Genomic DNA, 24,882 nt, shown 5'->3' on the forward strand with positions numbered 1-24,882 from the left:
CTCCCGCATTTGCCTTCGCACCTGCGCGCGCCTAAGCTCCCATCGCCATGACCGAAATCCGCAACGTCGCCGCCGACCTCGCGCGCTTCAAGCGCCGCGTGATCGTCATCGGGCTGGCGGTGCTCTTCGCGTTCGGGCTGTTGTGCTCGCGGCTGCTCTACCTGCAGGTCGTGCGCCACGAAGACCTGGCCGAGCAGGCCGAGAGCAACCGTACGGCGGTGGTGCCGGTGGTGCCGAACCGGGGGCTCATCCTCGACCGCAACGGCATCGTGCTGGCCTCCAACTACTCGGCCTACACGCTGGAGATCACGCCCTCGAAGGTGGGCGACGTCGAGGAGACCATCGACAGCCTCACGCAGGTGCTGGAAGTCTCTCCGCGCGACCGCCGCCGCTTCAAGCGGCTGCGCGAAGACTCGCGCAGCTTCGACTCCATTCCCATCCGCACCCGCCTGAGCGACGAGGAAGTCGCCCGCTTCGCCGCCCAGCGCTACCGCTTCCCGGGCGTGGAGATCAAGGCGCGCCTGTTCCGCAACTACCCGCAGGGCGAGCTCGCCTCGCACGTGCTGGGCTACATCGGCCGCATCAACCAGCGCGAGAAGACCGCGATGGAGGACTGGGACGAGGAGGACCAGGCCAACTACAAGGGCACCGACTACATCGGCAAGCTCGGCATCGAACAGAGCTACGAGAAGACGCTGCACGGCCAGACCGGCGTGGAGCAGATGGAAACCTCCGCGGGCGGGCGCGCCGTGCGCCGGCTGGCCAGCCACCCGGCCACGCCGGGCAACACGGTCATGCTGTCGCTCGACATCAAGCTGCAGAAGCTGGTGGAGGACATGTACGGCGACCGCCGCGGCGCGCTGGTGGCCATCGACCCCAAGACCGGCGAGATCCTCGCCTTCGTGAGCAAGCCTACCTTCGACCCGAACCTGTTCGTCGAGGGCATCGACAACGAAAGCTGGGCGGCGCTCACCGAGTCCATCGACAAGCCATTGCTGAACCGCGCGCTGCGCGGTACCTACCCGCCGGGCTCCACGTACAAGCCCTTCATGGCGCTGGCGGCGCTGCAGACCGGCAAGCGTGGCCCCAGCGTGGTGGTGAACGACCCCGGCTACTTCAACTTCGGCGGCCACCGCTTCGGCAGCCCCGAGGGCTACCTGGGCGGCGTCGACATGCGCCGCTCGATCCAGCTGTCGAGCAACATCTATTACTACTCGCTGGCCAACGAGATGGGCGTGGACCTCATCCACGACTTCATGAAGCCGCTGGGCTTCGGCCAGATCACCGGCATCGACCTCGGCGGCGAGGTGCGCGGCGTGCTGCCCAGCACCGAGTGGAAGCGCAACACCTACAAGCGGCCCGAGCAGAAGAAGTGGTACGCGGGCGAGACCATCTCGCTGGGCATCGGCCAGGGCTACAACAACTTCACCATGCTGCAGCTGGCGCAGGCCACGGCCATCGTGGCCGACGGCGGCCTCAAGCACAAGCCGCACCTCGCGCTCGCCACGCGCGACACCGTCAACGGCCAGGTGGTGCCCCTGCCGCAGCCGCCTGCGGTGAACCTGGGCTTCACGGCGGCCAACATCGCGGTGATCCGCGAGGGCCTGACGAGCGTGGTCACCAGCGGCACCGCGCGCGGCGTGTTCGCGGGCGCCAGCTACCAGGCGGCTGGCAAGACAGGCACGGCGCAGGCCGTGTCGATGGGCCAGAACACCAAGTACAACGCGCGCGCGCTCGAGGAGCACCAGCGCGACCACGCCCTGTTCATGGCGTACGCGCCGGTGAACGACCCGAAGATCGCGTTGGCGGTGATCGTGGAGAACGCCGGCTGGGGCGCGGGCGCGGCAGCGCCCATCGCGCGCCGGGTGTTCGACTACTGGCTTGCCGACCAGTACCCGAGCGAAGCCGATATGGCCGCCATCAAGGTCGGCAAGGCGACCGCGCCGATCGGCAAGCCGCGCGTGGCGAGCGAGGTGGCCTGGCCGGCCGCTTCGGCCACGCCCGCCACCGCGCCCTGATGTCTTCTTCCCTCTCCCCGAGGGGAGAGGGAAGAAGACTCTCAGACCACCGTTCCGCTGACCTCGCCCAGCCCGATCCGCACCGCGCCCGGGCGCTCGCAGTAGCCGCGAATGGTCAGCGTGTCCCCGTCCTCCAGGAACGTCCGCTTCTCGCCGTTCGCCAGCGTGATCGGCTGCTTGCCGCCCTGCGTCAGCTCGATCAGCGAGCCGGCCTCGTCGGGCTTCGGGCCCGAGAGGGTGCCCGAGCCCAGCATGTCGCCCGGCTGCAGGTTGCAGCCGTTCACCGTGTGGTGCGCGACCAGCTGCGCGGCGGTCCAGTAGGCGGCTTCGGCGACGCTGCCGCGCGTGAGGCGCACGGGCGCCACGCCCTCGGCGCGCATCTTCGCGGTCTGCAGCAGCACCTCGACCGTGATGTCTAGCGCGCCGCTCTCGCGGTTGGATGCCGAGTCGAGGTACGGCAGCGGCTGTGGGTCGCCGGCGGGGCGCTCGAACTTCGAGCGGAAGGGGGCCAGCGCCTCCATCGTCACCAGCCACGGCGACAGCGTGCTCGCGAAGTTCTTCGACAGGAAGGGGCCGAGCGGCTGGTATTCCCAGGCCTGCAGGTCGCGCGCCGACCAGTCGTTGAGCAGCGTCACGCCGAACAGGTGCTCCTCGGCGTCGGCGATGGCGATGGGCTCGCCCTGCGCGTTGCCGCGGCCGATGAAGAAGCCCAGCTCCAACTCGTAGTCCAGCCGCTTCGACGGGCCGAAGCTCGGCTCGGCCGCGTCGGGTGCCTTGGTCTGGCCGTTCGGGCGCTTGAAGACCTGGCCGCTCACGCCGATGGACGAGGCGCGGCCGTGGTAGCCGATGGGCACCCACTTGTAGTTGGGCATCAGCGGCTGGTCGGGGCGGAACAGCTTGCCGATGGTGGTGGCGTGATGGATGCCCGTGTAGAAGTCGGTGTAGTCGCCGATGCGGCAGGGCACGGTCATCTCGGCCCCGGCCTGCGGCAGCAGCGCCTTCGACCAGGCGGCCTGCCTGTCGCTGCCTTCGGCGAGGCCGGCGGAGATGGCGGCGCGCAGCGCCTGGCGTTCCTTCGTGCCGGCGTTCATCAGCACGTTCATGTCGTCGGTGTCGATGAGGCCCGTGGCGCGCAGGTCGAGCACCTGGTCGCCGATGGCGACGCCGATGCGGAAGGCCTCGCTGCTGCCGGCGGTGCGGAAGCGGCCGAAGGGCAGGTTCTGGATCGGGAAGTCGGTGCCGGCCTCGTTGGCCGATGCGACCCAGCTGCGCAGCTTCGGGTCATGGGTGGCGTTCAGTGCGGTCATGGAGGATGTCTTTCAAGCAAGTTTTCTGAAGGGTCCGGACTTTTCGGGGAACACCGCGGAACCGGCTTCGCCGGGCCGCAGGTGTTGCCCCCGGTAGGGGGTTGGCGGCCACACGAAGTGGGCAAGCCTGGGGGCGAGCTCTACTCCGCGGTCATCCCGGCCTTTTGGGCCACGTCGCCGAGGCGCTTGTATTCGGTCTCTGTCAGCGTGGTGAGCTCCTGCGGCGTCGAGCCGCGCGGCGAGAAGCCGGCCTGCGCCAGCTTGGCCTTCACGTCGGGCATGGCGAGCGCTTCCACGAAGGCCTCGTTCAGCGCCTTCACGACCGGCGCCGGCAGCTTCGCCGGTCCGTACACGCCGAACCACGGCTCCAGCGCGTAGCCCTTCAGGCCCGCCTCGGCCATGGTCGGCACGTCGGGCAGCGAGGGCGAGCGCGTCGGGCCCGCCACCGCCAGCGCGCGCAGCTTGCCGGCCTGGATGTGCGGCAGCGAGGCCGGCAGGTTGTCGAACATCACGCCGATGTTGTTGCCCAGCATGTCGGTGATGGCCGGGCCGCTGCCCTTGTAGGCGACGTGCACGAGCTCGGTGCCCGTCATCTGCGCGAACATCACGCCGGCCAGGTTCATCGAGGTGCCGGCGCCCGCGGTGGCGTAGGGCAGGCCGGGGTTCTTCTTCGCGGCCGCGATCAGGTCGGGCACCGACTTGATGGCCGAGGCCGCCGGCACTTCGAGCACGATGGTCGATGTGCCCAGCAGGCTGATGGCGGTGAAGTCCTTGCGCGGGTCGAAGGCCATCGACTTGTAGATGTGCGGGTTCAGCGCGTTGGTCGAGATCGCGCCGAAGCCGATGGTGTAGCCGTCGGGCGCGGCCTTGGCCACGGCGTCCATGCCGATGTTGCCGCCCGCGCCGCCGCGGTTGTCGATCAGCACCGGCTGGCCCAGCTTCTCCGACACCTTCTGGCCCACGGTGCGCGCCACCAGGTCGGTGGTGCCGCCGGGGGTGTAGGGCACGATGAAGCGGATGGGCTTCGAGGGGTAGTCGGCCGCTTGTGCGAGGAAGGGCACGGCGAACAGGGCCACGGCCGCCGCGCGGCGTGTGAGAGTGAACACGGTCTTCATGCCTTGAATTGATCCTTGAGGCCGGCCCAGCAGTCGGCGTAGTCCGTGTCGAGCGCAGGGCTCTTCAGCGCGAAGTTCGTCGGAATGAAGCGATAGCGGCTCTCGAACATGAAGGCCAGCGTGTTGTCCAGCTTGTGCGGCTTCAGGTCGGCGTGGGTGGCCTTGTCGAAGGCTTCCTCGTCCGGCCCGTGCGGCACCATGCAGTTATGCAGGCTCGCGCCGCCGGGCTTGAAGCCGCCCGGCTTGGCGTCGTACTCGCCCAGCACCAGGCCCATGAACTCGCTCATCAGGTTGCGGTGGAACCACGGCGGGCGGAAGGTGTTCTCCATGACCATCCAGCGCGGCGGGAAGATCACGAAGTCGCAGTTGGCCGTGCCGGGGGTGTCGCTGGGCGAGGTCAGCACGGTGAAGATCGACGGATCGGGATGGTCGAAGCTGATCGAGCCGATCACCATGAAGTGCGCCGTGTCGTACTTCACCGGCGAGAGGTTGCCGTGCCAGGCGACCACGTTGAAGGGCGACTGCTTCATCGGCGCCTGCCAGAAGCGGCCGCCGAACTTCTTGACGATCTCGTAGCCGCCTTCTTCCGTCTCGAAGGCCGCCACCGGCGCCTGGAAGTCGCGCGCGTTGGCCAGGCCGTTCGAGCCGATGGGGCCCAGCTCCGGCAGGCGGAAGTGCGCGCCGTAGTTCTCGCAGACGTAGCCGCGCGAGAGGCCGTCGGGCAAGGCGACCTTGAAGGCCATGCCGCGCGGCAGCACCGCGATTTCGCCGGGCTTCACGTCGAGCACGCCCAGCTCGGTGGTGATGACGAGGCGGCCCTGCTGCGGCACCACCAGCATCTCGCCGTCGGCGTTGACGAAGGCGCGGCGCTCCATCGAGCGGCCCGCGAGGTACATCAGCGAGCCGATGCCGACCTGCGATTCGGCGTCGCCGTTGGCTGCGATGGTGCGCATGCCGTCGATGAAGTCGGCCTTGGCCGCCGCTTCGTCCAGCGGCTGCGGGTGCCAGCGCAGGGGCTCGGGCGGCAGCGCGATCTCGCGGTCGGCGCCGGTGGTCCACAGCGGCTGCGCATACGGCTGGTAGCGGCCCGACACCACCGAGGGCTGGCGGCGATAGAGCCAGGTGCGGCGGTTCTCGTGGCGCGGCGCGGTGAAGGCGGTGCCGGAGAGCAGTTCGGTGTAGAGGTCGAGAGGTCCGCGCTGCGGGTTGTTGCGGCCCTGCGGCAGCGCGCCGGGCACGGCCTCGGAGGCGTATTCGTTGCCGAAGCCGCTCTGGTAGCGGCGCTCGGTGGAGGAGGTTGCGGCGGTCATGGGGTCCTCATGGATGGCTTGAATGGGGGCATTACTTCGCAGCCGCGAGCGCTTCGCGCAGCACGGCCAGCGAGCCGATGTGGTTGGCCAGCACCAGCACGAGGCGCGCGTTGTAGGCGTTGCTCTCTTCCGTGCTCAGGCCCTGGTGCGCGTCGATCAGCGCCTCGTAGAAATCGTCGGGCGCTTCGAGGTGCGGGTCGGTGATCAGCTTGGGGGTGGATGCGGTCATGGGGTCGTTCCCTCAGTGTTTGCCGAGCGCGCGATCGACGGCGCCGCGCACCTGCGCCGCCGACGGGGCGCGCCAGCGCGCGCACACGTGCTGGTCAGGGCGCAGCAGGTACACGGTGCCGGGCCGGGCCTCGTAGCGCTGCGCGGCGAGCTCGCTGCCGCGGGCGCCGTCTTCCATGCGCACCACGTGCAGCGGCCGGTCGCTGGCCCTCAGCTCGGCCAGGCTGCGCTCGGCCGCCTCGCCCTGGCCGAACACCAGCGCGGTGAACTGCGCGACATGACATTCGCGCAGCAGCCAGCCGGTGCTGCCGTCCGCATGCACCACGGGCGCGTCGGCCGCGGCGGCGCCGGGCACCATCGCGCCCGAGAAGGCGTCGGCGTCGGGCGTGTTCAGCGGCGAGTCGCGCAGCACCGAAGGCACAGAGAGCCGGCCGCTGTTGACCAGCGTGCGCGCGAAGGCGTGGCGCTTCGTCAGTTCCAGCACCGCGTCGCGGAAGAGGCGGCTCACCTCGCTCTTGGGCGTGATGAAGTCGGTGGCGCGGGTGGAATTGCGGATGTTCTCGTCGGCGGCGTATTCGCGCTCGCTGGCGTAGCTGTCGAGCAGCGCATCGGGCGCCTGGCCCTGCACCACGGCGGCGAGCTTCCAGGCGAGGTTGTCGGCGTCCTGCACGCCCGAATTGGCACCGCGCGCGCCGAAGGGCGACACGCCGTGCGCCGAGTCGCCCGCGAACAGCACGCGGCCATGGCGGAAGCGCTCCATGCGCTGGCAGGCGAAGGTGTAGACGCTGGCCCAGCCGATGCGGAACTGCACGCCCTCGAAGCCGATGCTGTCGAGCAGCGCACGCACGCGCGGCGTGATGTTCTCGGGCTTGCGCTCCTCCACCGGGTCGGCGTCCCAGCCGAGCTGGAAGTCCACGCGCCACATGCCGTCGGCCTGCTTGTGCAGCAGCACGCTCTGGCCGGGGTGGAACGACGGGTCGAACCAGAAGCGGCGCTCCGTGGGCAGGTCTGCGTCCATCGTGATGTCGGCGATCAGGAAGCGGTCGCGGAACACGCGGCCCTTGGCTTCCAGGCCGAGCATCTGGCGCGTGTTGGAGCGCGAGCCGTCGCAGGCGGCCACGTAGTCCGCCTGCAGCCTGTAGTTGCCCTCGGGCGTTTCCACCGTCAGCACCGCGCCGTCGTCGCCCTGCTCGATGCCGGTGACCTTGTTGTTCCAGCGCAGGTCGATCAGCGGCAGCGCCGCCGCGCGCTCGACGAGGTAGCCCTCGACGTAGTACTGCTGCAGGTTGATGAAGGCCGGGCGCTCGTGGCCGGGCTCGGGCAGCAGGTCGAAGCGGTAGACCTGCTCGTCGTGGAAGAACACCTTGCCCACGTTCCACGACACGCCCTTGTCGACCATGCGGTCGCCGCAGCCCAGGCGGTCGAACACTTCCAGCGTGCGCTTGGCGAAGCAGATCGCGCGCGAGCCGCTCGAAAGGGTGTTGTCGTTGTCCAGCAGCACCACGGGCACCTGCCGCAGCGCGAGGTCGATGGCCAGCGTCAGCCCGACCGGGCCGGCGCCGACGATCACCACGGGGTGGCGCGCAGGCGCGGCCGCGTCCTGGTCGGCGTGGCGGCGGTAGTCGAAGCGCAGGCTCTGATAGTCGATCACGTCTTGTCTCCGTGTCTTTTGTCTTTGCTCCTTCCCCCGCTGGGGGAAGGCCGGGATGGGGGCACGACGCCGTTCACTTCGGGCGCTCTGCCTGCCCCCACCCCAACCCTCCCCCGGCGGGAGAGGGAGCAACGCGGGATCAGCCTTCCAGCGCCTTCCACATCTCGACGTCGCGCTCGGCCGTCCAGATGCGCGGGTCGGCGTGGCCCGAGGCCTCGTCGTAGGCGCGGCTCACGTCGAAGGGCATGCAGTGGTCGAAGATCACCCACTGGCTGTACTTGGGCTTGAGCTTCTCGTAGGTTTCCTTGTAGACCGCGTTCAGGTCGCGCCCGGCCTTCACGCCTTCCTGCACGCTGGCATACACGTCGGAAATGAAGTTGCGCGTGCCCGTCAGGCCCTCGGCCACTTCGGCGGGCGTGGTCAGCGCGGCACCGCGGCCGGGCACCAGCGCCACGGGCTTGAGTGCGGCGATGTTGTCCAGCGTCTGCGGCCAATCCTTGAAGTAGGCGTCGCCCGCGTACGGCGTGGCGCCGAACTCGACCAGGTCGCCCGACAGCAGCGTGCGCTCCTGCGGCAGCCAGACGACGGTGTCGCCCTTGGTGTGGCCGCGGCCGAGCTGGATGAGCTGCACTTCCAGCTTGCCCAGCCACAGCGTCATCTTGCCGGTGAAGGTCATGGTGGGCCAGGTCAGGCCCGGCGGCACGGTCTCGACGTTCTGGAAGAGGCGCGGGAAGCGGCCGATCTCGCTGGCCTTGTCCTGCTCGCCGCGCTCGACGATCAGGTCGCGCGTGTCCTGGCTGGCCAGGATGTGCTCGGCACCGTAGCCCGCCGCGCCCAGCACGCGCACCGCGTGGTAGTGGGTGAGCACCACATATTTGATGGGCTTGTCGGTCACCTCGCGGATGCGGCGCACCACGTCGGCCGCCATGGCGGGCGTGGCCTGGGTGTCGGCCACCAGCACGCAGTCGTCGCCGATGACGATGCCGGTGTTGGGGTCGCCCTCGGCGGTGTAGGCCCAGGCATGTTCCGAGATCTGGCTGAAGGTGACCTTCTTCTCTTCCATGTCGGCCTGGCTGGCGAATTTCTTGGCTTGGCTCATCGGGTGTCTCCGTCGGTGGGGTGGAATTTGAAATTCGTCTAAGTCGAACGAATTTGCAGTTAACGAATGGGCGCAGTGTAAGCCGCAGATCAGTTAATGTCTAATCCCTTCTTCATGAACGAACGACCAGAAGGCGAGGCCGGCCATGGCAGCCAGTGACAACGACCGCGCCCAGCGCGGCATCCAGAGCATCGAAGTCGGCGGCCAGCTGCTGCGCGCGCTGGTGCATCACGGCCGGCCCATGGCGCTGAAGGACCTGGCGCGCGAGGCCGACATGACGGCGGCCAAGGCGCATCCGTACATGGTCAGCTTCGGGCGGCTGGGCCTCATCGAGCAGGACCGCGCCAGCGGCCACTATCTGCTCGGCCCGCTCGCCTTGCAACTGGGCCTCATCAGCCTGCAGCAGGCCGACCCGGTGCACATCGCCACCCCGCTGATCGGCCAGCTTGCGCAGCAGATCGGCCACACCGTGGCGCTGGCCGTGTGGGGCGCGCGCGGCGCGACCATCGTGCGCACGGCGGAGTCGCCCTCGCCGGTGCACGTGAACATGCGGCACGGCACTGTGTTCTCGCTGACCAACACCGCCTCGGGCCGCGTGTTCGCCGCCTTCCTCGATGCCGGCGTGGTGCGCCAGTTGCTCGAAGACGAACGCCAGCGCCAGAAGCAGCGCAAGGGCGCGGAGCCCGCGGCCATCGCCGGCATGCCGCCGGTGCAGCCGCTGCCCTCGTGGAGCGACTTCGAGCGCCAGCTGCAGGAAGTGCGCGCGCACGGCATCAGCCGTTCCGACGGCGAGGTCATCGAAGGCGTCAGCGCCATGGCCGCGCCCGTCTTCGACCACACTGGCGCGATCGTGCTGGCCGTCACCGCCATCGGCCCGGCCGGCATCTTCGACACCGCGTGGGACGGCCAGATCGCCCGCGCGCTCAAGGCCTGCGCCGGCACGGTGTCGCAGCGCCTGGGCGCCGCCGCCTCCTCCGCGCCCGCCGCCCCCGGACCCGAGCGATGACGCCAGTCACAACAACAGATATCTCTTCTTCCGCTTCTCCCATCCACGCGGCCATCGAGCTGCTTTGCAATGCCCGGCGCATCGTCGTGTTCTCGGGCGCGGGCCTGTCGCGCGCCTCGGGCATTCCCACCTACCGCGACGCCGACGGACTGTGGAAGAGCCAGAACGCGCTGCAGTTCTCCCACGCCGAGGACCTGCAGCGCGACCCTTCGGGCTTCACGAAGTTCTGGGCGCAGCGCCTGTCGATGATCGAGTCGGCGCAGCCGAACCCCGGCCACACGGCGCTCGCGCTGCTGCAGCGGCTGCGCCCCGCGACCCGGCTGGTCACGCAGAACGTCGATGGCCTGCTGACGCTGGCCGGCGGCCAGGACGTGCTCGAGCTGCACGGCTCGCTGCGCCGCTGGCGCTGCGACCGCTGCGGCAACCGCAGCGGCCCCTGGCCCTTCCACCGCTGCCTGCGCTGCGGCGCGCATGCGCGGCCCGACGTGGTGATGTTCGGCGAGATGCTGAATGCCGGCGTGCTGCTCGACGCGCAGATGGCGGCGCAGGAGTGCGATCTGTTCATGGTGGTGGGCAGCACCACCATCGTCCACCCGGCGGCCGAGCTGCCGCAGACTGCGCTCGCGCACGGCGCGCGGCTCATCACGCTGAACCTGGAGCCGCTGCCGCACCTGGACGACGCGGCGGCCGTGGTGCTGCGCGGTGCTTCCGAAGACCTGCTGCCGCAACTGCTGGCGGGCGTGCCGGGCTCGAGAGGCTGAGGGCGATCAGCCCTTCCTGCCCCCGAGCAGCACCAGCGCCCCGCCCACCACGATCACGGCCACGCCGGCCCACACGGGCAGGTTGACCGTTTCCTTCTCCTTCACAGAGAACTCCAGCGGCCCGAGCTTGGCCTGGTGGGTTTCCTTGGTGAAGCTGAAGCTGCCCATGGCCAGCACGGCGATGCCGGCCACGATCAGCAGGATGCCGACGATGCGAGTTGCGTTCATGGGGCGATGCTCCTTCCTTCCGACTACCTTCCGTGTGGGTGCCGCAGATTACTGCCGCGGCTGTTGCTGCTGCAACTGGTCCACCCACTGCACCACCTCGGCCACGGCCGCGTCGCTGGCGGAGATGAGCGCCTTCACGCCGCCGGGCGCGTCGGCGCTGGGCGCGGGGCGGCGCACGGTGAACAGGCGCTGGCCCAGCACGCGGTCGCCGGCGGCGGTGCTGCGCACGAGCGTGGCGCGCAGGCGCACCAGGCCCACGCTGGCGCTCGCGGATTCGAAGTAGTGGCTGAACTCGTCCAGCGAGATGCGCAGCGTGTCCGGCGCCTGGCCCCGGCCGCGCGAGATGGTGGCCGCCTCTTCGGGGCCGAGCACCATGCGGCGCTCCGAGAGCGTGTCGCGCAGCCGCTGGCGCAGCAGCTGCGAGGGCGGAAGGCTCCAGCGCGACTGGCCGTAGGGCCGCAGCTCGTTGGCGTCGGCGTAGCCCAGGCGATAGAGGATCTGCGTGCCGTCGAGGCGGGTGTTGCTCTCGAACTCGGCCAGCGACAGCGTCGCGAGCGTGGCCGCTGCAGGTGCCGTTGCGGGTGCCGCGGCAGGCATCGCCGGGCCGGGGCCGAAGTCGTAGAGCGTGGCGCGCGCGGGCTTGTCGGGCAGCGCGCCGCAGCCGGCGGCCAGCAGCAGGGCGCAGCCGAGCGCGATGGCGGCGGGGGTCTTGCGAATGGCGTTCATGGTCGGTGATCCTCCCTCGGTCGGGAATCAGGGCCGCGTCGCGGCCGGCGCCTGGAAGCCCGGCTCGCCCGGGCCCGCGGCCGCGCCGCCGTTGCCGAACAGCAGCGATTGCGGGTTGTCGTTGATGCTGTCCGCCGCGCGGCCCAGCCGGCGCACCGCGTGCGAGGTGTCGTCGGCCACGCGGTTCACGCGCGGCAGCGTGGCGGCGTTGAACGAATCGACCGCCTGCGCCAGCGCCTTGGTGCCGTCGCTCAGCCGCTCGACCGGGCCGTCGGGCGCGTTCAGCCGGCCCACGGTGGTGTTGAAGTTGTTGGCAACGCGGGAGACGTCGCCGGCCGCCTTCTTCACCGAGGCCATGGTGTCGGGCAGCTTCGTCAGCGCCGGGTTCAGGCCGGTCTTCACGGTGTTGTCGAGCGTCTTGAGCAGCGTGTTGGCGCTGGCCGAGGCGGCTGCGATGTTCTCCAGCGCATCGGCGGCGCGCTTCTGGTTGGGGTCGCTCAGCAGCTGGTTGGCGCGCTTGGTCACTTCCTCGACCTGGTTGATGATGGCCTCGCCGCGGTCCTGCAGCTGCGCCAGCATCGAGGGCTTGAGCGGAATGCGCGGCGGGTCGTCGTTGTTGGGCTTGAGTGAGACGCTCGACTCGCCCTTGTCGTCCAGCGCGATGAAGGCCAGGCCGGTCACGCCCTGGTAGCTCAGCGTGGCGAAGCTGGAGGTGGTGAGCGGCACGCGCTCGTCGACCGTGATGCGCACGCGCACGTTGCCCTTGACCTTCGGGTCGAAGTCGATCGACGCCACCTTGCCCACCGCGATGCCGCGGTAGCGCACCATGGCCTGCGGCTGCAGGCCGCTGACCGCGTCGCGGGTGGAGAGCTCGTAGATGTTGCGCACGGTGTTGTCGCGCGTGAACCAGACCACCAGCGCGACGAGCGCGGCGATCAGTCCGAGCACGAAGGCGCCGGCGGCGAGGGCGTGGGCCTTGTTTTCCATGGTGGCTACCTACCTTTCAGCGGCCTGTTCGGGGGCCGGCTTGTCATGCAGCGCTTCGAGGGCGCGCTGGCCGCGCCCGCCGAGAAAGTATTCGTGGATGAAGGGATGCGGATACGCGATGACCTCGCGCGCCGCGCCGGTGACGATCACCTTCTGGTCGGCCAGCACCGCGATGCGGGTGCTCAGGTCGAACAGCGTGTCCAGGTCGTGCGTGACCATCACCACCGTGAGGCCCAGCTCGCGGTGCAGGCCGCGCAGCAGGTCGCAGAAGCTGTCGGAGGCCTCGGGGTCGAGGCCGGCCGTGGGTTCGTCCAGCAGCAGCAGCGGCGGGTCCATGATGAGCGCGCGCGCCAGCGCCACGCGCTTGATCATGCCGCCCGAGAGATCGGCCGGGCTCTTGTTGGCATGCTGCGGGCCCAGGCCCACCATCTGCAGCTTCACCAGCGCCGCGTGGCGGATGAGCTCGTCGGGCAGGAGCTTCAGCTCGCGCAGCGGAAAGGCGATGTTCTCCAGCACGCTGAAGGCCGAGAACAGCGCCCCGTGCTGGAACAGCATGCCCACGTTGGCCGCGCCCGAGGCGCTGAGCTCGCCGGGCTCCTGGCCCAGCACTTCGACGTGGCCGCGCGTGGGCTTCTCCAGCCCGAGGATCTGGCGCAGCAGCACCGTCTTGCCCGTGCCCGATCCGCCCACCAGCGAGAGCACCTCGCCGCGGTCGATGTGCAGCTGCAGGTCGCGGTGCACCACCTGCTCGCCGTCGGGGCTCTGGAACACGGTCCACAGGCCGCGGATGTCCACCACGGTGGGGTCGGTGTCGGGGCGCACGGGCATGCTCATGGTTTCACGCCCTCATGCACGGAAGCCGATGCCTTTGAAGAGCACGGCGAAGAGGGCGTCGACCAGGATCACCGCGGTGATCGAGGTGACCACCGACGAAGTGGTGCCGCGCCCGAGGCTCTCGGTGTTCGGCTTCACCTTCATGCCGAAGTGGCAGCCGATCAGCGCGATCAGGATGCCGAAGACCGCCGACTTGGCCATGGCCAGCCACAGGTTCGAGATCGGCACCGCGCGCGGCAGCGCCGAGAGGAAGTACGCCGGCGAGATGTCGAGCGCCGCGTCGGCCGCGAGCATGCCGCCTGCGAGCGCGGCCATCGAGGTCCACAGGCTGATCAGCGGCATCGCGATGGCCAGCGCCAGTACGCGCGGCATCACGAGTCGAAAACCGTGCGGGATGCCCATCACGCGCATCGCGTCGAGCTCTTCCGTCACGCGCATCACGCCGATCTGCGCCGTGATGGCCGAGCCGGAGCGGCCGGCGATCAGCACCGCGGCCAGCACCGGCCCCAGCTCGCGGATCAGCGAGAGCCCGAGGATGTTCACCACGAAGGTCTCGGCGCCGTACTGGCGCAGCTGCTGCGAGATCAGGTAGGCCAGCACCACGCCGATCAACAGCCCGACCAGCGCCGTGATGTGCAGCGCCGTCGCACCGAACTGATACAGATGCCCGGAGAAATCGCGCCACGGCCCCCGGTGCGGCGCGCGCGCCAGCCGGCACAGGTCGAGCGCGAACTGGCCGACCAGCGCGGTGAAGTCGCGCACCACGTACATGAGCCGCGGCCCGTTGTGCGAGAACGCGCGGATGCGGTCGTTCAGCGTGGGCGAGGGCTCGTCGGGCGTGGCAACGGTGTGCTGCGCCACGTGGTCGAGCACGGCCTTGTGCTGCGGCGACAGCTCGATGGTCGCCGGCCACTCGTGGCGCCAGTGGTCCCACAGAAGCTGCGCGCCGATGTGGTCGAGCTGCTCGACCGGCCGGAGGTCCCAGGCGCGGTCGTCGGCGGGCGGGGCCGTCTTTAGGCTCTCGGCCAGCGCCTGCCAGGCCGGCTTGGACGACATCGCCAGCGTGGTCCACCGGCCGCTGGCCACCGTCCACTGGCGGCCGTCCTGCTCGCGCTGCGCGACGCGGGGCCACGCGCTGTCGGCGGCGGAGGCGTCGGCAGGCGATGGGGCGGGAGACATGGCTGGACGAAGAATGAGTCGGGTGAGCGTGAAAGTTAACAAAACCCGGGCCGGGTGCGCGCATCGTAACCGCGTGCATCCGCGGTCAAGGTGAGCCAGACCCTTCGTTCGCGTAGGGCACCACGCCGTTTCTTCATGTTTCCTTCAGGGTGCGAAGCCGTCGGAAAGGGTTTCGCGCAGCCAGGCCACGAAGGCCGTCACCGCCTGCGGCACGTGCGTGGCGTAGGGCCGTATGGCGTACAGGCGCTCGCCGAAGGCGCCCACCGAGCGCCACTGCGGCAGCACCTGCTGCAGCTTGCCCGACTGCAGCGCCGCCTGCGCGCTGAAGTCGGGCACCAGCGCGATGCCGAGCCCGGTCAGCGCCGCGTCGCGCAGCGCCTCGCTGTTGTTGGCGACCAGCGGGCCGGACACCGGCACCGTGATGCGCGGCGCCGAGGCCTTGGCCTCGAAATGCCAGGTCGGCGTTTCCTGCGCACGGGGGTAGTGCAGGCAGTCGTGGCTGGCCAGGGCCTGGGGCTCGCGCGGTGTGCCGCGGCGGCGCAGGTAGGCGCGGCTGGCCACCAGCACCGATTGGGTCTCGCACAGCGTCCAGGCCACGTGCGTGTCGGGCGGCGCGGCCGTGTGGCGGATCGCGAGGTCGAAGCCCTCCATCGCGAGCGAGCTGAGCCGATCGGACAGGTCGAGCTCGATGCGCACCTCGGGCTGCGCGCGCAGGAAGTCGGCCAGCCTGGGCACCAGCTGCTGGCGTGCGAAGGCCACCGGCGCCGTCACCCGCACCAGCCCGCGCGGCACGCCCGCGAGGTCGCGCACGCCGGCGAAACTGTGGGCGATCTGCTCGAAGGGGCCGCGCATGTCCTCCACCAGCCGCTGGCCGGCCTCGGTGAGCCGCACGCTGCGCGTGGTGCGCTGCACCAATGGCGCGCCGGCCGCGCGTTCGAGCTCGGCGATGCGCTGGCTCATGGCCGCCTTGCTCACGCCCAGGCGCAGCGCGGCGGCGGTGAAGCTGCCCTGCTGCGCCAGCACGGTGAGCCAGTGCAGGTGCGTCCAGAGCGACTCGATATTTTGGGGTTTCATGCCTGCATTGTTCGCCATTGCGAACAATAAGTTCAAGCATCGCGACTAGGCGGGGAACGAGGCGCTGCCTAAACTGGCCGCATCTTCCTTCTGGCACAGCCTCTCTCAGGGTTCTCCCCATGTCTACCTCCATCGACCACTTCATCGCCGGCAAGCCCGCCGCCAACACCTCCGGCCGCACGCAGGACGTGACCAACCCCGCCACCGGCGTCGTCACCGGCAAGGTCGGCCTCGCCGATGCCGACCAGGTCGGCACCGCTGTTGCCGCCGCGCAGGCCGCCTTCCCGGCATGGGCCGACACGCCGCCGATCCGCCGCGCGCGCGTGATGTTCAAGTTCCTGCAGCTGCTCAACGAGCACAAGGACGAGCTCGCCCACATGATCACCGCCGAGCACGGCAAGGTCTTCACCGACGCGCAGGGCGAAGTCAGCCGCGGCATCGACATCGTCGAGTTCGCCTGCGGCATCCCGCAGCTGCTCAAGGGCGACTTCACCGACCAGGTCAGCACCGGCATCGACAACTGGACGCTGCGCCAGCCGTTGGGCGTGGTCGCCGGCATCACGCCGTTCAACTTCCCGGTGATGGTGCCGATGTGGATGTTCCCGGTGGCCATCGCTGCGGGCAACACCTTCGTGCTCAAGCCCAGCCCGACCGACCCGACGCCTTCGCTGCGCATGGCCGAGCTGCTGAAGGAAGCCGGCCTGCCCGACGGCGTGTTCAACGTGGTGCAGGGTGACAAGGCGGCGGTCGACGCGCTGCTGGAGCACCCCGACGTCAAGGCCATCAGCTTCGTCGGCTCCACACCCATCGCCAACTACATCTACGAGACCGGCGCCCGCCACGGCAAGCGCGTGCAGGCCCTGGGCGGCGCGAAGAACCACATGGTGGTGATGCCCGACGCCGACATCGACCAGACCGTGGACGCGCTGATCGGCGCCGGCTACGGCTCGGCCGGCGAGCGCTGCATGGCCATCAGCGTGGCAGTGCTGGTGGGCGACGTGGCTGACAAGATCATTCCGAAGCTCGTCGAGCGCACCAAGACGCTGAAGGTGCTCAACGGCGAGAACCTCGCGGCCGAGATGGGCCCGATCGTGACCCGTGCCGCGCACGAGCGCATCACCGGCTACATCGACCTGGGCGAGAAGGAAGGCGCGAAGCTGCTGGTCGACGGCCGCAAGTTCGACGGCAATGCCGCGGGCGAAGGCTGCGGCGACGGTTTCTGGATGGGCGGCACGCTGTTCGACCACGTCACGCCCGAGATGCGCATCTACAAGGAAGAGATCTTCGGCCCCGTGCTGAGCTGCGTGCGCGTGGCCAACTTCAAGGACGCGATCGACCTCGTCAACGCGCACGAGTTCGGCAACGGCGTGAGCTGCTTCACCCGCGACGGCAACGTGGCTCGTGAGTTCAGCCGCCGCATCCAGGTGGGCATGGTCGGCATCAACGTGCCGATTCCGGTGCCGATGGCCTGGCACGGCTTCGGCGGCTGGAAGCGGTCGCTCTTCGGCGACATGCACGCCTACGGCGAAGAGGGCGTGCGCTTCTACACGAAGCAGAAGTCGGTGATGCAGCGTTGGCCGGAGAGCATCGGCAAGGGTGCCGAGTTCGTCATGCCCACGGCAAAATAAGTCCACCCCCGACTCTCGCGCACTTCGTGTCGCTCGCATCCCCCTCGAGGGGGCGCTCCCTGCGGCCCGGCGGAGCCGGTTCCGCGGGAGCTCTGGTACTGACGGATAACGGCATCGGCGTGGTGCGGCGCCCTGAGCAAACAAGAACGAAGCAGAAGGAGACAACCACTTGAGCGAGACCACCTTCGACTATGTCGTCATCGGCGCCGGCACCGCCGGCTCGCTCATGGCGAACCGCCTGAGCGCCGACAAGAACCGGCGCGTGCTGCTCATCGAGGCGGGCCGCAAGGACGACTACCACTGGATCCACATCCCGGTCGGCTACCTCTACTGCATCGGCAACCCGCGCACCGACTGGCTCTACAGCACCGAGCCCGACGCGGGCCTCAACGGCCGGGTGCTGCGCTATCCGCGCGGCAAGACGCTGGGCGGCTGCTCCAGCATCAACGGCATGATCTACATGCGCGGCCAGTCGCGCGACTACGAGCACTGGGCCGACCTCACCGGCGACGACGGCTGGCGCTGGCAGAACGTGCTGCCCGCATTCAAGAAGCACGAAGACCACTACCTGGGCGTCGACGAGATGCACGGCGCGGGCGGCGAGTGGCGCGTCGAGAAACAGCGCCTGCGCTGGGACATCCTCGACGCCTTCGCCGAAGCCGCTGTGCAGGCCGGCGTGCCGCACTCCACCGACTTCAACCGCGGCAACAACGAGGGCGTGGGCTACTTCCAGGTCAACCAGAAGAACGGCTGGCGCTGGAATACCGCCAAGGCCTTCCTGCGCCCGACCTGCTACGGCAGGCCCAACTTCGAGCTCTGGACCGGCGCGCAGGTCTCGCGCCTGCTGTTCGAGACGCAGCCGGACGGCACGCGTCGCTGCACCGGCGCCGAGGTGTGGAACGGCAGCGAGAAGGTCACGGTGCGCGCCACGCGCGAGGTGGTGCTGAGCGCAGGCGCCATCGGCTCGCCGCAGATCCTGCAGCTCTCGGGCGTGGGGCCTTCCGAGCTGCTCAGGCAGCACGGCATCGACGTGGTGCTCGACGCGCCCGGCGTCGGCGCCAACCTGCAGGACCATCTGCAGATCCGCGCGGTCTACAAGATCGCCGGCGCGCCCACGCTCAACGTGATGGCCTCCTCGATGATCGGCAAGGCGAAGATCGGCCTCGAATACGTGCTCAAGCGCAGCGGCCCGATGAGCATGGCGCCCTCGCAGCTCGGCGCCTTCACGCGCAGCTCGCCCGATCGCGAATGGCCCAACCTGCAGTACCACGTGCAGCCACTGTCGCTCGACGCCTTCGGCGATCCGCTGCACAGCTTTCCGGCCTTCACCGCGAGCGTGTGCAACCTCAACCCGACGAGCCGGGGCTCGGTGCGCATCCGCAGCCACCGCTTCGAGGACGCTCCAGCCATCGCGCCCAACTACCTGAGCACCGACGAAGACCGCAAGGTGGCGGCCGAGTCGCTGCGCGTCACGCGCCGCATCGCGCAGCAGCCCGCGCTCGCCAGGTACAAGCCCGAGGAATGGAAGCCCGGCGTGCAGTACCAGACCGACGAGGACCTGGCGCGCCTGGCCGGCGACATCGCCACCACCATCTTCCATCCGGTGGGCACCACCAGGATGGGCGCCGACAACGACCCGGCGGCGGTGCTCGATTCGCGCCTGCGTGTGCGCGGCGTGCAGGGCCTGCGCGTGGTCGATGCGGGCGCGATGCCCACCATCACCAGCGGCAACACCAACAGCCCGACGCTCATGATGGCCGAGAAGGCCGCGGGCTGGATCGTCGAGGACAACCGCTGAGCGGCTTCAGCGGCGCGGTGCGGCAGTGCGGCGCTTGGCCGGCGCATTGCCCGCCATGCGCGCCTTCGCCCCTTCCAGCATGAGGTCGATGCCGATCTCGAACAGCGCGTCGGGCCCGGCCCGGCGGTAATTGGCGAAGGCCTCGGCCAGCAGCGGACGCGAGGCCGCGGCGGCGTCGAGCGCCTGCTGCTGCTCGGCTGCGTCGGGCGGCGTCGCCTGCTGTTCCAGCACGCAGCCCACGGTGTAGCGGCCCAGGGCGATCAGCAGCGTCATCGCCTGCGGCGCAGGCAGGCCCAGGCGGACCACGGAAGCGAGCTGCGCCTCGACCATGTCGAGATCGGCCGGGTCAGGCTCCGAGCCTGCATGCAGCCTCGCGCCGTCGCGCCGCGCCAGCAGCGCGCGGCGGAAGCTGCGCGCGTTCTCGCGCAGGAAGGCGTCCCAGGTCTCGCCGGGCTCCGGCAGCTTGCGCTCGTGGGCGCGGCGCAGGATCTCGCCGTTCATCGCATCGAGCAGCGCGCGCTTGTTCCTGAAATGCCAGTACAGCGCGGGCTGCTGCACGCCCAGCCGCTCGGCCAGCAGCCGCGTGCTGAGCTTGTCCATTCCCACCTCGTCGAGCAGCGTGAGGGCTGTCTCGAGGATCACTTCGCGGTCCAGTTTCATTCTTCCGATGTGCGTGCGTGCCTATGTGTGTGCCGATGTCGATCGGGGAGGGTACTTCACGCCCAGGAATTTATCGCTGATAATTCCTTATCGATGATAAATTCAAATGCACTTCCAACCCCGTTCGCGAGCAGCCGGCATGCGCATGCGGTGATCCTCGCGATCGTCACGCTCGACGCGATCGGCATCAGCCTGGTCATGCCGATCGTGCCCAGCCTGCTGCGCGAGGTCGGCCACACGGGCGACCTCGGCTGGCGCTTCGGCGCATTCCTCTCGCTCTATGCGCTGATGCAGTTCCTCTGCGCGCCGGTGCTCGGCGCGCTCAGCGACCGCTTCGGCCGCCGCCCGGTGCTGCTGGTCTCGGTGGCGGGCGCGGCCATCGACGCGCTCTTCATGGCCTTCGCGCCCTCGCTGTGGCTGCTCTTCGTGGGCCGCGCGATCGCCGGCATGACGGGCGCGAACATGGCGGTGGCCTCCGCCGCCATCGCCGACCTCACGCCCGAGAACCAGCGCGCGCGCTGGTTCGGCCGCATGGGCGCCTGCTTCGGCATCGGCTTCATCGCGGGGCCGGCGCTCGGCGGCGTGCTCGGCGACCACGGCGTGCGGCTGCCCTTCGTCGCCGCCGCGGTGCTCAACGGCCTGACCTTCCTCGCGGCCTTGCTGCTGCTGCGCGAGTCGCGCCCGCCGAGGCTCGCCTTGCAGCCCTTCGACCGCGGCGTGCTGCATCCGCTCGCGCCGCTGCGCTGGGCGAAGAGCTTTCCCGCGCTGCTGCCCATCCTCGGCGTGTTCACGGTGCTGATGCTGGTGGGCGAGGTCGCAGGCACGACCTGGGTGCTCTACGGCGAGGACAAGTTCGCGTGGAACGGCACCATGGTCGGCGTCTCGCTCGCGGTCTTCGGCCTGATCCAGGCGTTGATGCAGGGCTTCGTGGCCGGACCGCTGGTCGAGCGCTGGGGCGAGCGCGCGGCCATCGCCATCGGCACCGCGGCCGACTGCACCGCCTATGCGCTGCTGGCCTTCGCCACGCAGGGCTGGATGGCGCTCGCGCTGCTGCCGCTGCTGTGCACGGGCGGCATCGGCGCGCCCGCGCTGCAGTCGATGCTCTCGTCACGCGTGGGCGAGGCCGAGCAGGGGCGGCTGCAGGGCGTGCTCGCAAGCCTCTCCAGCCTGGCCTCGGTGTTCGGGCCGCTGCTCATCAGCCAGCTCTACTTCGCCTTCCGCCTGCGCTTCCCCGGCATCGCGTGGCTGGCGGGCGCGGCGGTCTACCTGCTGTGCATGCCGGTGCTGCTGCGCAGGAGCAGCACCGCGCGCGGCTGAAGAAGGATCACTTCTCGATGGTCTTGTTCCAGCGCGCGTTCCACGCCGGGCGGTTCGCGTTGATGCTTTCCCAGTCGATGGTCACCGCGGTCTTCATCCACTTGTTAATGTCGGCCACCTGCGCCACGCCGTCGCCCACCACCGGTGCCTTCGGGTTGGTCGGGATCTGCGCGCCGTACTGCAGCACGTTGGCCTGAGCGAGCGGGCTCAGCAGGAACTCGGCGAGCTTCTGCGACAGCTCGGGCTCGGTGTTGTTGGCGATCACGCACTGGCCCACCATGAGCACCACTGCGCCTTCCTTGGGCGGCGCGTACTCGACCGGAATGCCCTTGCTCTTCATTGCGGCCACGGCCGTGGGCGTGAGCGGGAAGATCGCGGCCTCGCCGGTCTGCACCATCTCCGAGAGCTTGGCCGAGCTCGGGATGTACTCCAGCACGTTCGGCCCGATGGTGGTGGGCCAGGCCTTGAAGCCGGGCTCCACGTTCTTGTCGTTGCCGCCCTGGATGCGGTTGAACATCAGGAAGCCGTGCAGCCCGAAGGAAGACGACGACACCGACTGGAACACCACCTTGCCCTTGTACTTCGCATCGGCCAGGTCCATCCACGAAGTGGGCGGCGCCCAGCCCTTCTCCTTGAACATCTTCGCGTTGTAGGCCAGGCCCGTCATGCCCAGGCTCACGCCGCTGGCCATGTCGTCCTTGAAGCGCGCGGCGGGGTAGATCTCGCTGAGCGACTGGCTGGGCTTCTGCTTCTGGCACAGGCCCATGCCGATGGCGCGCACCATCACGCCGTCGTCGAGGAACATCACGTGCATCTGCGGCTTGTCCTTGTTGGCCTGCGCCTTGGCGAGGATGTCGGAGGACGTGCCCGGCACCACCACCACCTTCGCGCCGTAGGCCTTCTCGAAGGCCGGGAACACGTACTGCGTGTACGCCTTCTCCATCGTGCCGCCGTTCATGCCGATGTAGAGGGTCTTGGTCTGCGCACCGGCGATGCCGGCGGCCGCGAGCAGCGCGGCCAGCAGCGGAAGGGTTCTGATCGAGGACTTCTGGGACATGGCGATGCTCTCCATTCAGGTTCAGGTGGGGGATGCGGTGAGGGATTCGTCGGCGCCGTCGAAGCGCTCGATGGCGAAGGCGTCGATGGGCGTGTCGGTGCGCCCGTCGCGTGCGAGGTCTGCGAGCACCTCGCCAGCGGCCGGGCCGATCTGGAAGCCCGCGCCCGCGAAGCCGAAGCCGTGGAACAGGCCGGGCGTGGTGCGGCTGGGCCCGAGCACCGGTTCGCGGTCGGGCAGGTAGCCCTCGGTGCCGCCCCAGGTGCGGATGATGTGCGCGTGCCGCAGCACCGGCAGCAGCTCGATGGCCTGCACCGCCAGTGCGGCGATGCCCTCGCGCTCGGCGCGCGAGCGTTCGGCGTCGAGCGTGATGCCGGTGCCGCCGCCGAGCACGAGGTTGCCGCGCTCGACCTGCCGGCAGTAGATGCCGCCGCCTTCCACGCCCAGGCTCCATTTCATGAAATGCGGCACCGGCTCGGTCACCGCCATCAGCGGGCTGCGCGCGTACATCGGCGGCGTCTCGCCGAACTGGCTGGCGATGGCGCCGGCCCATGCGCCCGCGCAGTTGAGCAGCACCGGCGCCTGTACTTCGAGCGCATTGCCGCTGCGCACCATGAACATCGCGCCGTCGTGTGCCACCTCGTCGACCTTGTGCCGCTCGAAGACCTGCGCGCCCGCGCGCCGGGCCGCGAGCGCGAAGGCCGGCGACACGAGGCGCGGATTGGCCTGCCCGTCTTCCGCGCACAGCGAGCCGCCCACCGCGCGCGTGCCGAGCCACGGGCATTGCTCGCGCAGGCGCGCGCCAGAGATCAGCTCCAGGCCCAGGTCGAAGTCGCTGCTCAGCGCGCGGTAGCGTTCGAGCGAGGCCATGTCCGATTCGCTGCGCGCGATCTTGAAGTGGCCAGAGCGGATGTATTCGCCGTCGGTGCCCAGCAGCCCGGCCAGGTCGCCCCAGATACGGTGCGCGCGCTGCGCCAGCGGCAGCTGGCTCACCGGCCGGCCCTGGCGGCGCACGCCGCCGTAGTTCACGCCGCTGGAACGCGAGCCGCAGAGATCGCGCTCCAGCAGAACCACCTGCGCCCCCATGCGCCGCAGCGCAAGCGCGGCAGAGGAGCCGACGATGCCGCCGCCGATGATGGCCACGTCGGCCTTCAGCTGCCTGATGGAACTCATGCGCCGCTCCCTTCAGTCGGTGCAGCCGGCACCAGCCGCAGCGGAATCGGCTTGATCGGCGCCTGCCCGCGCAGCCGGCCCACCTGCTGCAGCGGCTGCCGCGTCGCATGCGCGAGGATCTCGGCGGCCGCGGCGCCGCACATGCGCCCCTGGCAGCGGCCCATGCCGACGCGCGACAGCGCCTTCAGGCGGTTCATCTCGTCGGCGCCGGTGTTCGCGATGGTCTGGCGCAGCGTGCCGGCGGTGACGTTCTCGCAGCGGCATATCACGAGATCGTCGCTCGCGTTCTCGGCCCAGTCCTGCGGCACGGGAAAGGCGCGCTCCAGGCCGCGGCGGAAGCCGGCGAGCTTGTCGAGCCTGCGTTCGAGTTCGGACGCACGCGCGGTGTCGATGGCGATGCCCGCGTCCTGCAGCAGCGCCAGCGCCGCGCGCTCGCCCGCCCACTCGGCCGCGTCGGCGCCCATGATGCCGGCGCCGTCGCCCGCGAGGTACACGCCCCGCACGCTGGAGCGTCCCGCCGCGTCGCGCACCGGCAGGTGCGCGCGGTGCAGCGGCGCGTAGTCGAAGCGGCAGCCGAGCAGGTCGGCGAGCTGCGTCTCGGAGCGCAGCGCGTAGCCGAAGCCCACCGCATCGCAGTCGATCGTGTGCTGCGTCTTGCCGTCGAGCCAGGCCACGCCGGTGACGTGGTCCAGCGCATCGTCGCCGAGCACGCGCAGCGGACGCACGCCGCCATGCAGCGCAACGCCGTGCGTGCGCAGCCAGCCCACGTAGTACATGCCCTTGGCGAGCACGGCCGGCTGCGCCAGCATCGCGGGCGCGGCGGCGATCTGGTCGGCGAGACGCGCCGTGTCGAGCACGGCGGCCACATCCACGCCGGCCTTCGCATATTGGTAAGCCACGAGGTAGAGCAGCGGCCCCGTGCCCATGAACACCACGCGCCGCCCGATGGCGCAGCCCTGGTACTTGAGCGCGACCTGCGCGCCGCCCAGCGTGTAGACGCCGGGCAGCGTCCAGCCCGGCAGCGGCAGCACGCGGTCGGTGGCGCCGGTCGCGACGATCAGGTGGCTGTAGGGCACGCGCCGGTTGCTGCGCGTGGGGTTGTGCATCACGTCGAGCACCTGGTCCTGCGCGTTCCATGCGAGGCTGTCGGCATGGTGTTCGATGCGGTCCTGCAGCGCGTCGAAGGCGGTGTGCACCGCGTCGGCGCGCTTCGATTCGAAGCCGTAGAGCGTCTGCTTGTCGCGTGCCGCCAGCCCGGGAGGAGGGCGGCGGTAGATCTGGCCGCCGGCGCGCGATGCCTCGTCGATCACCACTGGCTTCAGGCCGTGCGCCACCAGCGTCTGCGCTGCGCGCACGCCGGCGGGGCCTGCGCCGACGATCACCGGGCGGAGGTCGCTTGTCGCTGTCGGGGGTGCGGTCATGCGCCGTCCCTTCCGGTGACCAGCGCCATGCCCGGCGCGATGAAGGTCGAGCAGGCGCGAAGGCGTTCGCCTTCATCGGTGGAGATCCAGCAGTCCTGGCAGGCGCCCATCATGCAGAAGCCCGCGCGCGGCAGGCCGCTGAACTCGTTGCGGCGCAGCTGTCCGCACTGGGTGAGCACGGCGGTCAGCACGGTGTCGCCGGCCAGGGCGCTCGCGGGTTCGCCGTCGAGCTTGAAGGGAACCGTCGCGCGGCCGGTCTTCTCGGCCACGCGGTGAAGCAATGCGTGTGCGGTCATGGTCGTCTTCAT

At 69.8% G+C, this 24,882-nt stretch carries 23 protein-coding genes; 6 read left to right on the forward strand and 17 right to left on the reverse strand.

Annotated features, from left to right (window positions below; genetic code table 11):
- Positions 1-47: 47 nt before the first annotated feature.
- Positions 48-2,018 (forward strand): penicillin-binding protein 2, encoded by a 1,971-nt coding sequence (gene mrdA / locus FHT32_RS16940; protein WP_176665767.1) that lies wholly within the window; start codon positions 48-50, stop codon positions 2,016-2,018.
- Between the two features lie 41 nt (positions 2,019-2,059).
- Here the strand turns inward: mrdA and fahA are convergent, their stop codons facing one another.
- The 6 genes from fahA to FHT32_RS16970 form a co-directional block, all read right to left on the reverse strand.
- Positions 2,060-3,325: a fumarylacetoacetase gene (fahA, locus tag FHT32_RS16945; protein WP_176665768.1), complete on the reverse strand. Its 1,266-nt coding sequence runs from the start codon at positions 3,323-3,325 to the stop codon at positions 2,060-2,062.
- A gap of 140 nt (positions 3,326-3,465) precedes the next feature.
- Complete coding sequence (locus FHT32_RS16950; protein WP_176665769.1) at positions 3,466-4,440, reverse strand: tripartite tricarboxylate transporter substrate binding protein; 975 nt, start codon at positions 4,438-4,440, stop codon at positions 3,466-3,468.
- Positions 4,437-5,750 (reverse strand): homogentisate 1,2-dioxygenase, encoded by a 1,314-nt coding sequence (gene hmgA / locus FHT32_RS16955; protein WP_176665770.1) that lies wholly within the window; start codon positions 5,748-5,750, stop codon positions 4,437-4,439. Before hmgA ends, FHT32_RS16950 begins: the two co-directional genes overlap by 4 nt.
- Positions 5,751-5,781: 31 nt before the next feature.
- Positions 5,782-5,979, reverse strand: a complete 198-nt coding sequence (locus FHT32_RS16960; protein ID WP_176665771.1) for a DUF2783 domain-containing protein — start codon at positions 5,977-5,979, stop codon at positions 5,782-5,784.
- Between the two features lie 12 nt (positions 5,980-5,991).
- Positions 5,992-7,629: an FAD-dependent oxidoreductase gene (locus tag FHT32_RS16965; protein ID WP_176665772.1), complete on the reverse strand. Its 1,638-nt coding sequence runs from the start codon at positions 7,627-7,629 to the stop codon at positions 5,992-5,994.
- 139 nt (positions 7,630-7,768) lie between these two features.
- Positions 7,769-8,728 carry an MBL fold metallo-hydrolase gene (locus FHT32_RS16970; protein WP_176665773.1) on the reverse strand — a complete coding sequence of 320 codons (960 nt, stop codon included), beginning with the start codon at positions 8,726-8,728 and terminating at the stop codon, positions 7,769-7,771.
- Between the two features lie 145 nt (positions 8,729-8,873).
- On the opposite strand from FHT32_RS16970, the gene FHT32_RS16975 reads away from it, so the two are divergent.
- Both FHT32_RS16975 and FHT32_RS16980 read left to right on the forward strand, forming a co-directional pair.
- Positions 8,874-9,734, forward strand: a complete 861-nt coding sequence (locus FHT32_RS16975) for an IclR family transcriptional regulator (protein WP_176665774.1) — start codon at positions 8,874-8,876, stop codon at positions 9,732-9,734.
- Complete coding sequence (locus FHT32_RS16980) at positions 9,731-10,495, forward strand: Sir2 family NAD-dependent protein deacetylase (protein ID WP_176665775.1); 765 nt, start codon at positions 9,731-9,733, stop codon at positions 10,493-10,495. The genes FHT32_RS16975 and FHT32_RS16980 overlap by 4 nt, the downstream gene beginning before the upstream one ends.
- A 6-nt stretch (positions 10,496-10,501) precedes the next feature.
- Here FHT32_RS16980 and FHT32_RS16985 read toward each other — a convergent pair whose 3' ends face one another.
- The 6 genes from FHT32_RS16985 to FHT32_RS17010 form a co-directional block, all read right to left on the reverse strand.
- On the reverse strand, positions 10,502-10,723 hold the full coding sequence (locus FHT32_RS16985) for a hypothetical protein (protein ID WP_126022383.1): 222 nt from the start codon (positions 10,721-10,723) through the stop codon (positions 10,502-10,504).
- A 48-nt stretch (positions 10,724-10,771) separates the two neighbouring features.
- Positions 10,772-11,449, reverse strand: a complete 678-nt coding sequence (locus FHT32_RS16990; protein WP_176665776.1) for an ABC-type transport auxiliary lipoprotein family protein — start codon at positions 11,447-11,449, stop codon at positions 10,772-10,774.
- Positions 11,450-11,476: 27 nt separating this feature from the next.
- Positions 11,477-12,436 (reverse strand): MlaD family protein, encoded by a 960-nt coding sequence (locus FHT32_RS16995; protein ID WP_176665777.1) that lies wholly within the window; start codon positions 12,434-12,436, stop codon positions 11,477-11,479.
- 9 nt (positions 12,437-12,445) lie between these two features.
- Positions 12,446-13,270, reverse strand: a complete 825-nt coding sequence (locus FHT32_RS17000; protein ID WP_176665778.1) for an ABC transporter ATP-binding protein — start codon at positions 13,268-13,270, stop codon at positions 12,446-12,448.
- Positions 13,271-13,282: 12 nt separating this feature from the next.
- On the reverse strand, positions 13,283-14,449 hold the full coding sequence (locus FHT32_RS17005) for an ABC transporter permease (protein WP_176665779.1): 1,167 nt from the start codon (positions 14,447-14,449) through the stop codon (positions 13,283-13,285).
- Between the two features lie 144 nt (positions 14,450-14,593).
- Positions 14,594-15,523: a LysR family transcriptional regulator gene (locus FHT32_RS17010; protein ID WP_176665780.1), complete on the reverse strand. Its 930-nt coding sequence runs from the start codon at positions 15,521-15,523 to the stop codon at positions 14,594-14,596.
- 119 nt (positions 15,524-15,642) lie between these two features.
- Here FHT32_RS17010 and FHT32_RS17015 point away from each other — a divergent pair, with 119 nt between their 5' ends.
- Positions 15,643-17,151, forward strand: coding sequence for a CoA-acylating methylmalonate-semialdehyde dehydrogenase (locus FHT32_RS17015; RefSeq protein WP_176665781.1), 1,509 nt, complete (start codon positions 15,643-15,645; stop codon positions 17,149-17,151).
- 169 nt (positions 17,152-17,320) lie between these two features.
- Positions 17,321-18,949, forward strand: coding sequence for a GMC family oxidoreductase (locus FHT32_RS17020; protein ID WP_176665782.1), 1,629 nt, complete (start codon positions 17,321-17,323; stop codon positions 18,947-18,949).
- A 6-nt stretch (positions 18,950-18,955) separates the two neighbouring features.
- Here FHT32_RS17020 and tetR read toward each other — a convergent pair whose 3' ends face one another.
- The gene (tetR, locus tag FHT32_RS17025; protein WP_176665783.1) at positions 18,956-19,609 is read right to left on the reverse strand and encodes a tetracycline resistance transcriptional repressor TetR; all 654 of its coding nucleotides are present in this window, start codon (positions 19,607-19,609) and stop codon (positions 18,956-18,958) included.
- 93 nt (positions 19,610-19,702) lie between these two features.
- Between tetR and tet the strand changes: the two genes are divergently transcribed.
- Positions 19,703-20,926: a Tet(A)/Tet(B)/Tet(C) family tetracycline efflux MFS transporter gene (gene tet / locus FHT32_RS17030; protein WP_176665784.1), complete on the forward strand. Its 1,224-nt coding sequence runs from the start codon at positions 19,703-19,705 to the stop codon at positions 20,924-20,926.
- Between the two features lie 7 nt (positions 20,927-20,933).
- On the opposite strand, the gene FHT32_RS17035 is transcribed toward tet, so the two are convergent.
- From FHT32_RS17035 to FHT32_RS17050, 4 genes are read right to left on the reverse strand one after another with little or no spacing between them, the layout of a single operon-like run.
- The gene (locus FHT32_RS17035; RefSeq protein WP_256099031.1) at positions 20,934-21,983 is read right to left on the reverse strand and encodes an ABC transporter substrate-binding protein; all 1,050 of its coding nucleotides are present in this window, start codon (positions 21,981-21,983) and stop codon (positions 20,934-20,936) included.
- A gap of 21 nt (positions 21,984-22,004) precedes the next feature.
- Positions 22,005-23,153, reverse strand: a complete 1,149-nt coding sequence (locus FHT32_RS17040) for an FAD-binding oxidoreductase (RefSeq protein WP_176665786.1) — start codon at positions 23,151-23,153, stop codon at positions 22,005-22,007.
- Positions 23,150-24,574 (reverse strand): NAD(P)/FAD-dependent oxidoreductase, encoded by a 1,425-nt coding sequence (locus FHT32_RS17045; RefSeq protein ID WP_176665787.1) that lies wholly within the window; start codon positions 24,572-24,574, stop codon positions 23,150-23,152. Before FHT32_RS17045 ends, FHT32_RS17040 begins: the two co-directional genes overlap by 4 nt.
- Positions 24,571-24,870 (reverse strand): (2Fe-2S)-binding protein, encoded by a 300-nt coding sequence (locus FHT32_RS17050; protein WP_256099032.1) that lies wholly within the window; start codon positions 24,868-24,870, stop codon positions 24,571-24,573. The genes FHT32_RS17045 and FHT32_RS17050 overlap by 4 nt, the downstream gene beginning before the upstream one ends.
- Positions 24,871-24,882: the final 12 nt, after the last annotated feature.

The sequence above is a fragment of the Variovorax sp. SG517 genome (assembly GCF_013376045.1).
Taxonomy (GTDB): domain Bacteria; phylum Pseudomonadota; class Gammaproteobacteria; order Burkholderiales; family Burkholderiaceae_C; genus Variovorax.

What these genes read in the sequence shown, in the direction of transcription:
- mrdA (WP_176665767.1), top strand. Translation starts at nt 48, where the DNA reads ATGACCGAAATCCGCAACGTCGCCGCCGACCTCGCGCGCTTCAAGCGC.
- fahA (WP_176665768.1), bottom strand. Translation starts at nt 3,325, where the DNA reads ATGACCGCACTGAACGCCACCCATGACCCGAAGCTGCGCAGCTGGGTC.
- FHT32_RS16950 (WP_176665769.1), bottom strand. Translation starts at nt 4,440, where the DNA reads ATGAAGACCGTGTTCACTCTCACACGCCGCGCGGCGGCCGTGGCCCTG.
- hmgA (WP_176665770.1), bottom strand. Translation starts at nt 5,750, where the DNA reads ATGACCGCCGCAACCTCCTCCACCGAGCGCCGCTACCAGAGCGGCTTC.
- FHT32_RS16960 (WP_176665771.1), bottom strand. Translation starts at nt 5,979, where the DNA reads ATGACCGCATCCACCCCCAAGCTGATCACCGACCCGCACCTCGAAGCG.
- FHT32_RS16970 (WP_176665773.1), bottom strand. Translation starts at nt 8,728, where the DNA reads ATGAGCCAAGCCAAGAAATTCGCCAGCCAGGCCGACATGGAAGAGAAG.
- FHT32_RS16975 (WP_176665774.1), top strand. Translation starts at nt 8,874, where the DNA reads ATGGCAGCCAGTGACAACGACCGCGCCCAGCGCGGCATCCAGAGCATC.
- FHT32_RS16980 (WP_176665775.1), top strand. Translation starts at nt 9,731, where the DNA reads ATGACGCCAGTCACAACAACAGATATCTCTTCTTCCGCTTCTCCCATC.
- FHT32_RS16985 (WP_126022383.1), bottom strand. Translation starts at nt 10,723, where the DNA reads ATGAACGCAACTCGCATCGTCGGCATCCTGCTGATCGTGGCCGGCATC.
- FHT32_RS16990 (WP_176665776.1), bottom strand. Translation starts at nt 11,449, where the DNA reads ATGAACGCCATTCGCAAGACCCCCGCCGCCATCGCGCTCGGCTGCGCC.
- FHT32_RS16995 (WP_176665777.1), bottom strand. Translation starts at nt 12,436, where the DNA reads ATGGAAAACAAGGCCCACGCCCTCGCCGCCGGCGCCTTCGTGCTCGGA.
- FHT32_RS17000 (WP_176665778.1), bottom strand. Translation starts at nt 13,270, where the DNA reads ATGAGCATGCCCGTGCGCCCCGACACCGACCCCACCGTGGTGGACATC.
- FHT32_RS17005 (WP_176665779.1), bottom strand. Translation starts at nt 14,449, where the DNA reads ATGTCTCCCGCCCCATCGCCTGCCGACGCCTCCGCCGCCGACAGCGCG.
- FHT32_RS17010 (WP_176665780.1), bottom strand. Translation starts at nt 15,523, where the DNA reads ATGAAACCCCAAAATATCGAGTCGCTCTGGACGCACCTGCACTGGCTC.
- FHT32_RS17015 (WP_176665781.1), top strand. Translation starts at nt 15,643, where the DNA reads ATGTCTACCTCCATCGACCACTTCATCGCCGGCAAGCCCGCCGCCAAC.
- tetR (WP_176665783.1), bottom strand. Translation starts at nt 19,609, where the DNA reads ATGAAACTGGACCGCGAAGTGATCCTCGAGACAGCCCTCACGCTGCTC.
- tet (WP_176665784.1), top strand. Translation starts at nt 19,703, where the DNA reads ATGATAAATTCAAATGCACTTCCAACCCCGTTCGCGAGCAGCCGGCAT.
- FHT32_RS17035 (WP_256099031.1), bottom strand. Translation starts at nt 21,983, where the DNA reads ATGTCCCAGAAGTCCTCGATCAGAACCCTTCCGCTGCTGGCCGCGCTG.
- FHT32_RS17040 (WP_176665786.1), bottom strand. Translation starts at nt 23,153, where the DNA reads ATGAGTTCCATCAGGCAGCTGAAGGCCGACGTGGCCATCATCGGCGGC.
- FHT32_RS17045 (WP_176665787.1), bottom strand. Translation starts at nt 24,574, where the DNA reads ATGACCGCACCCCCGACAGCGACAAGCGACCTCCGCCCGGTGATCGTC.
- FHT32_RS17050 (WP_256099032.1), bottom strand. Translation starts at nt 24,870, where the DNA reads ATGACCGCACACGCATTGCTTCACCGCGTGGCCGAGAAGACCGGCCGC.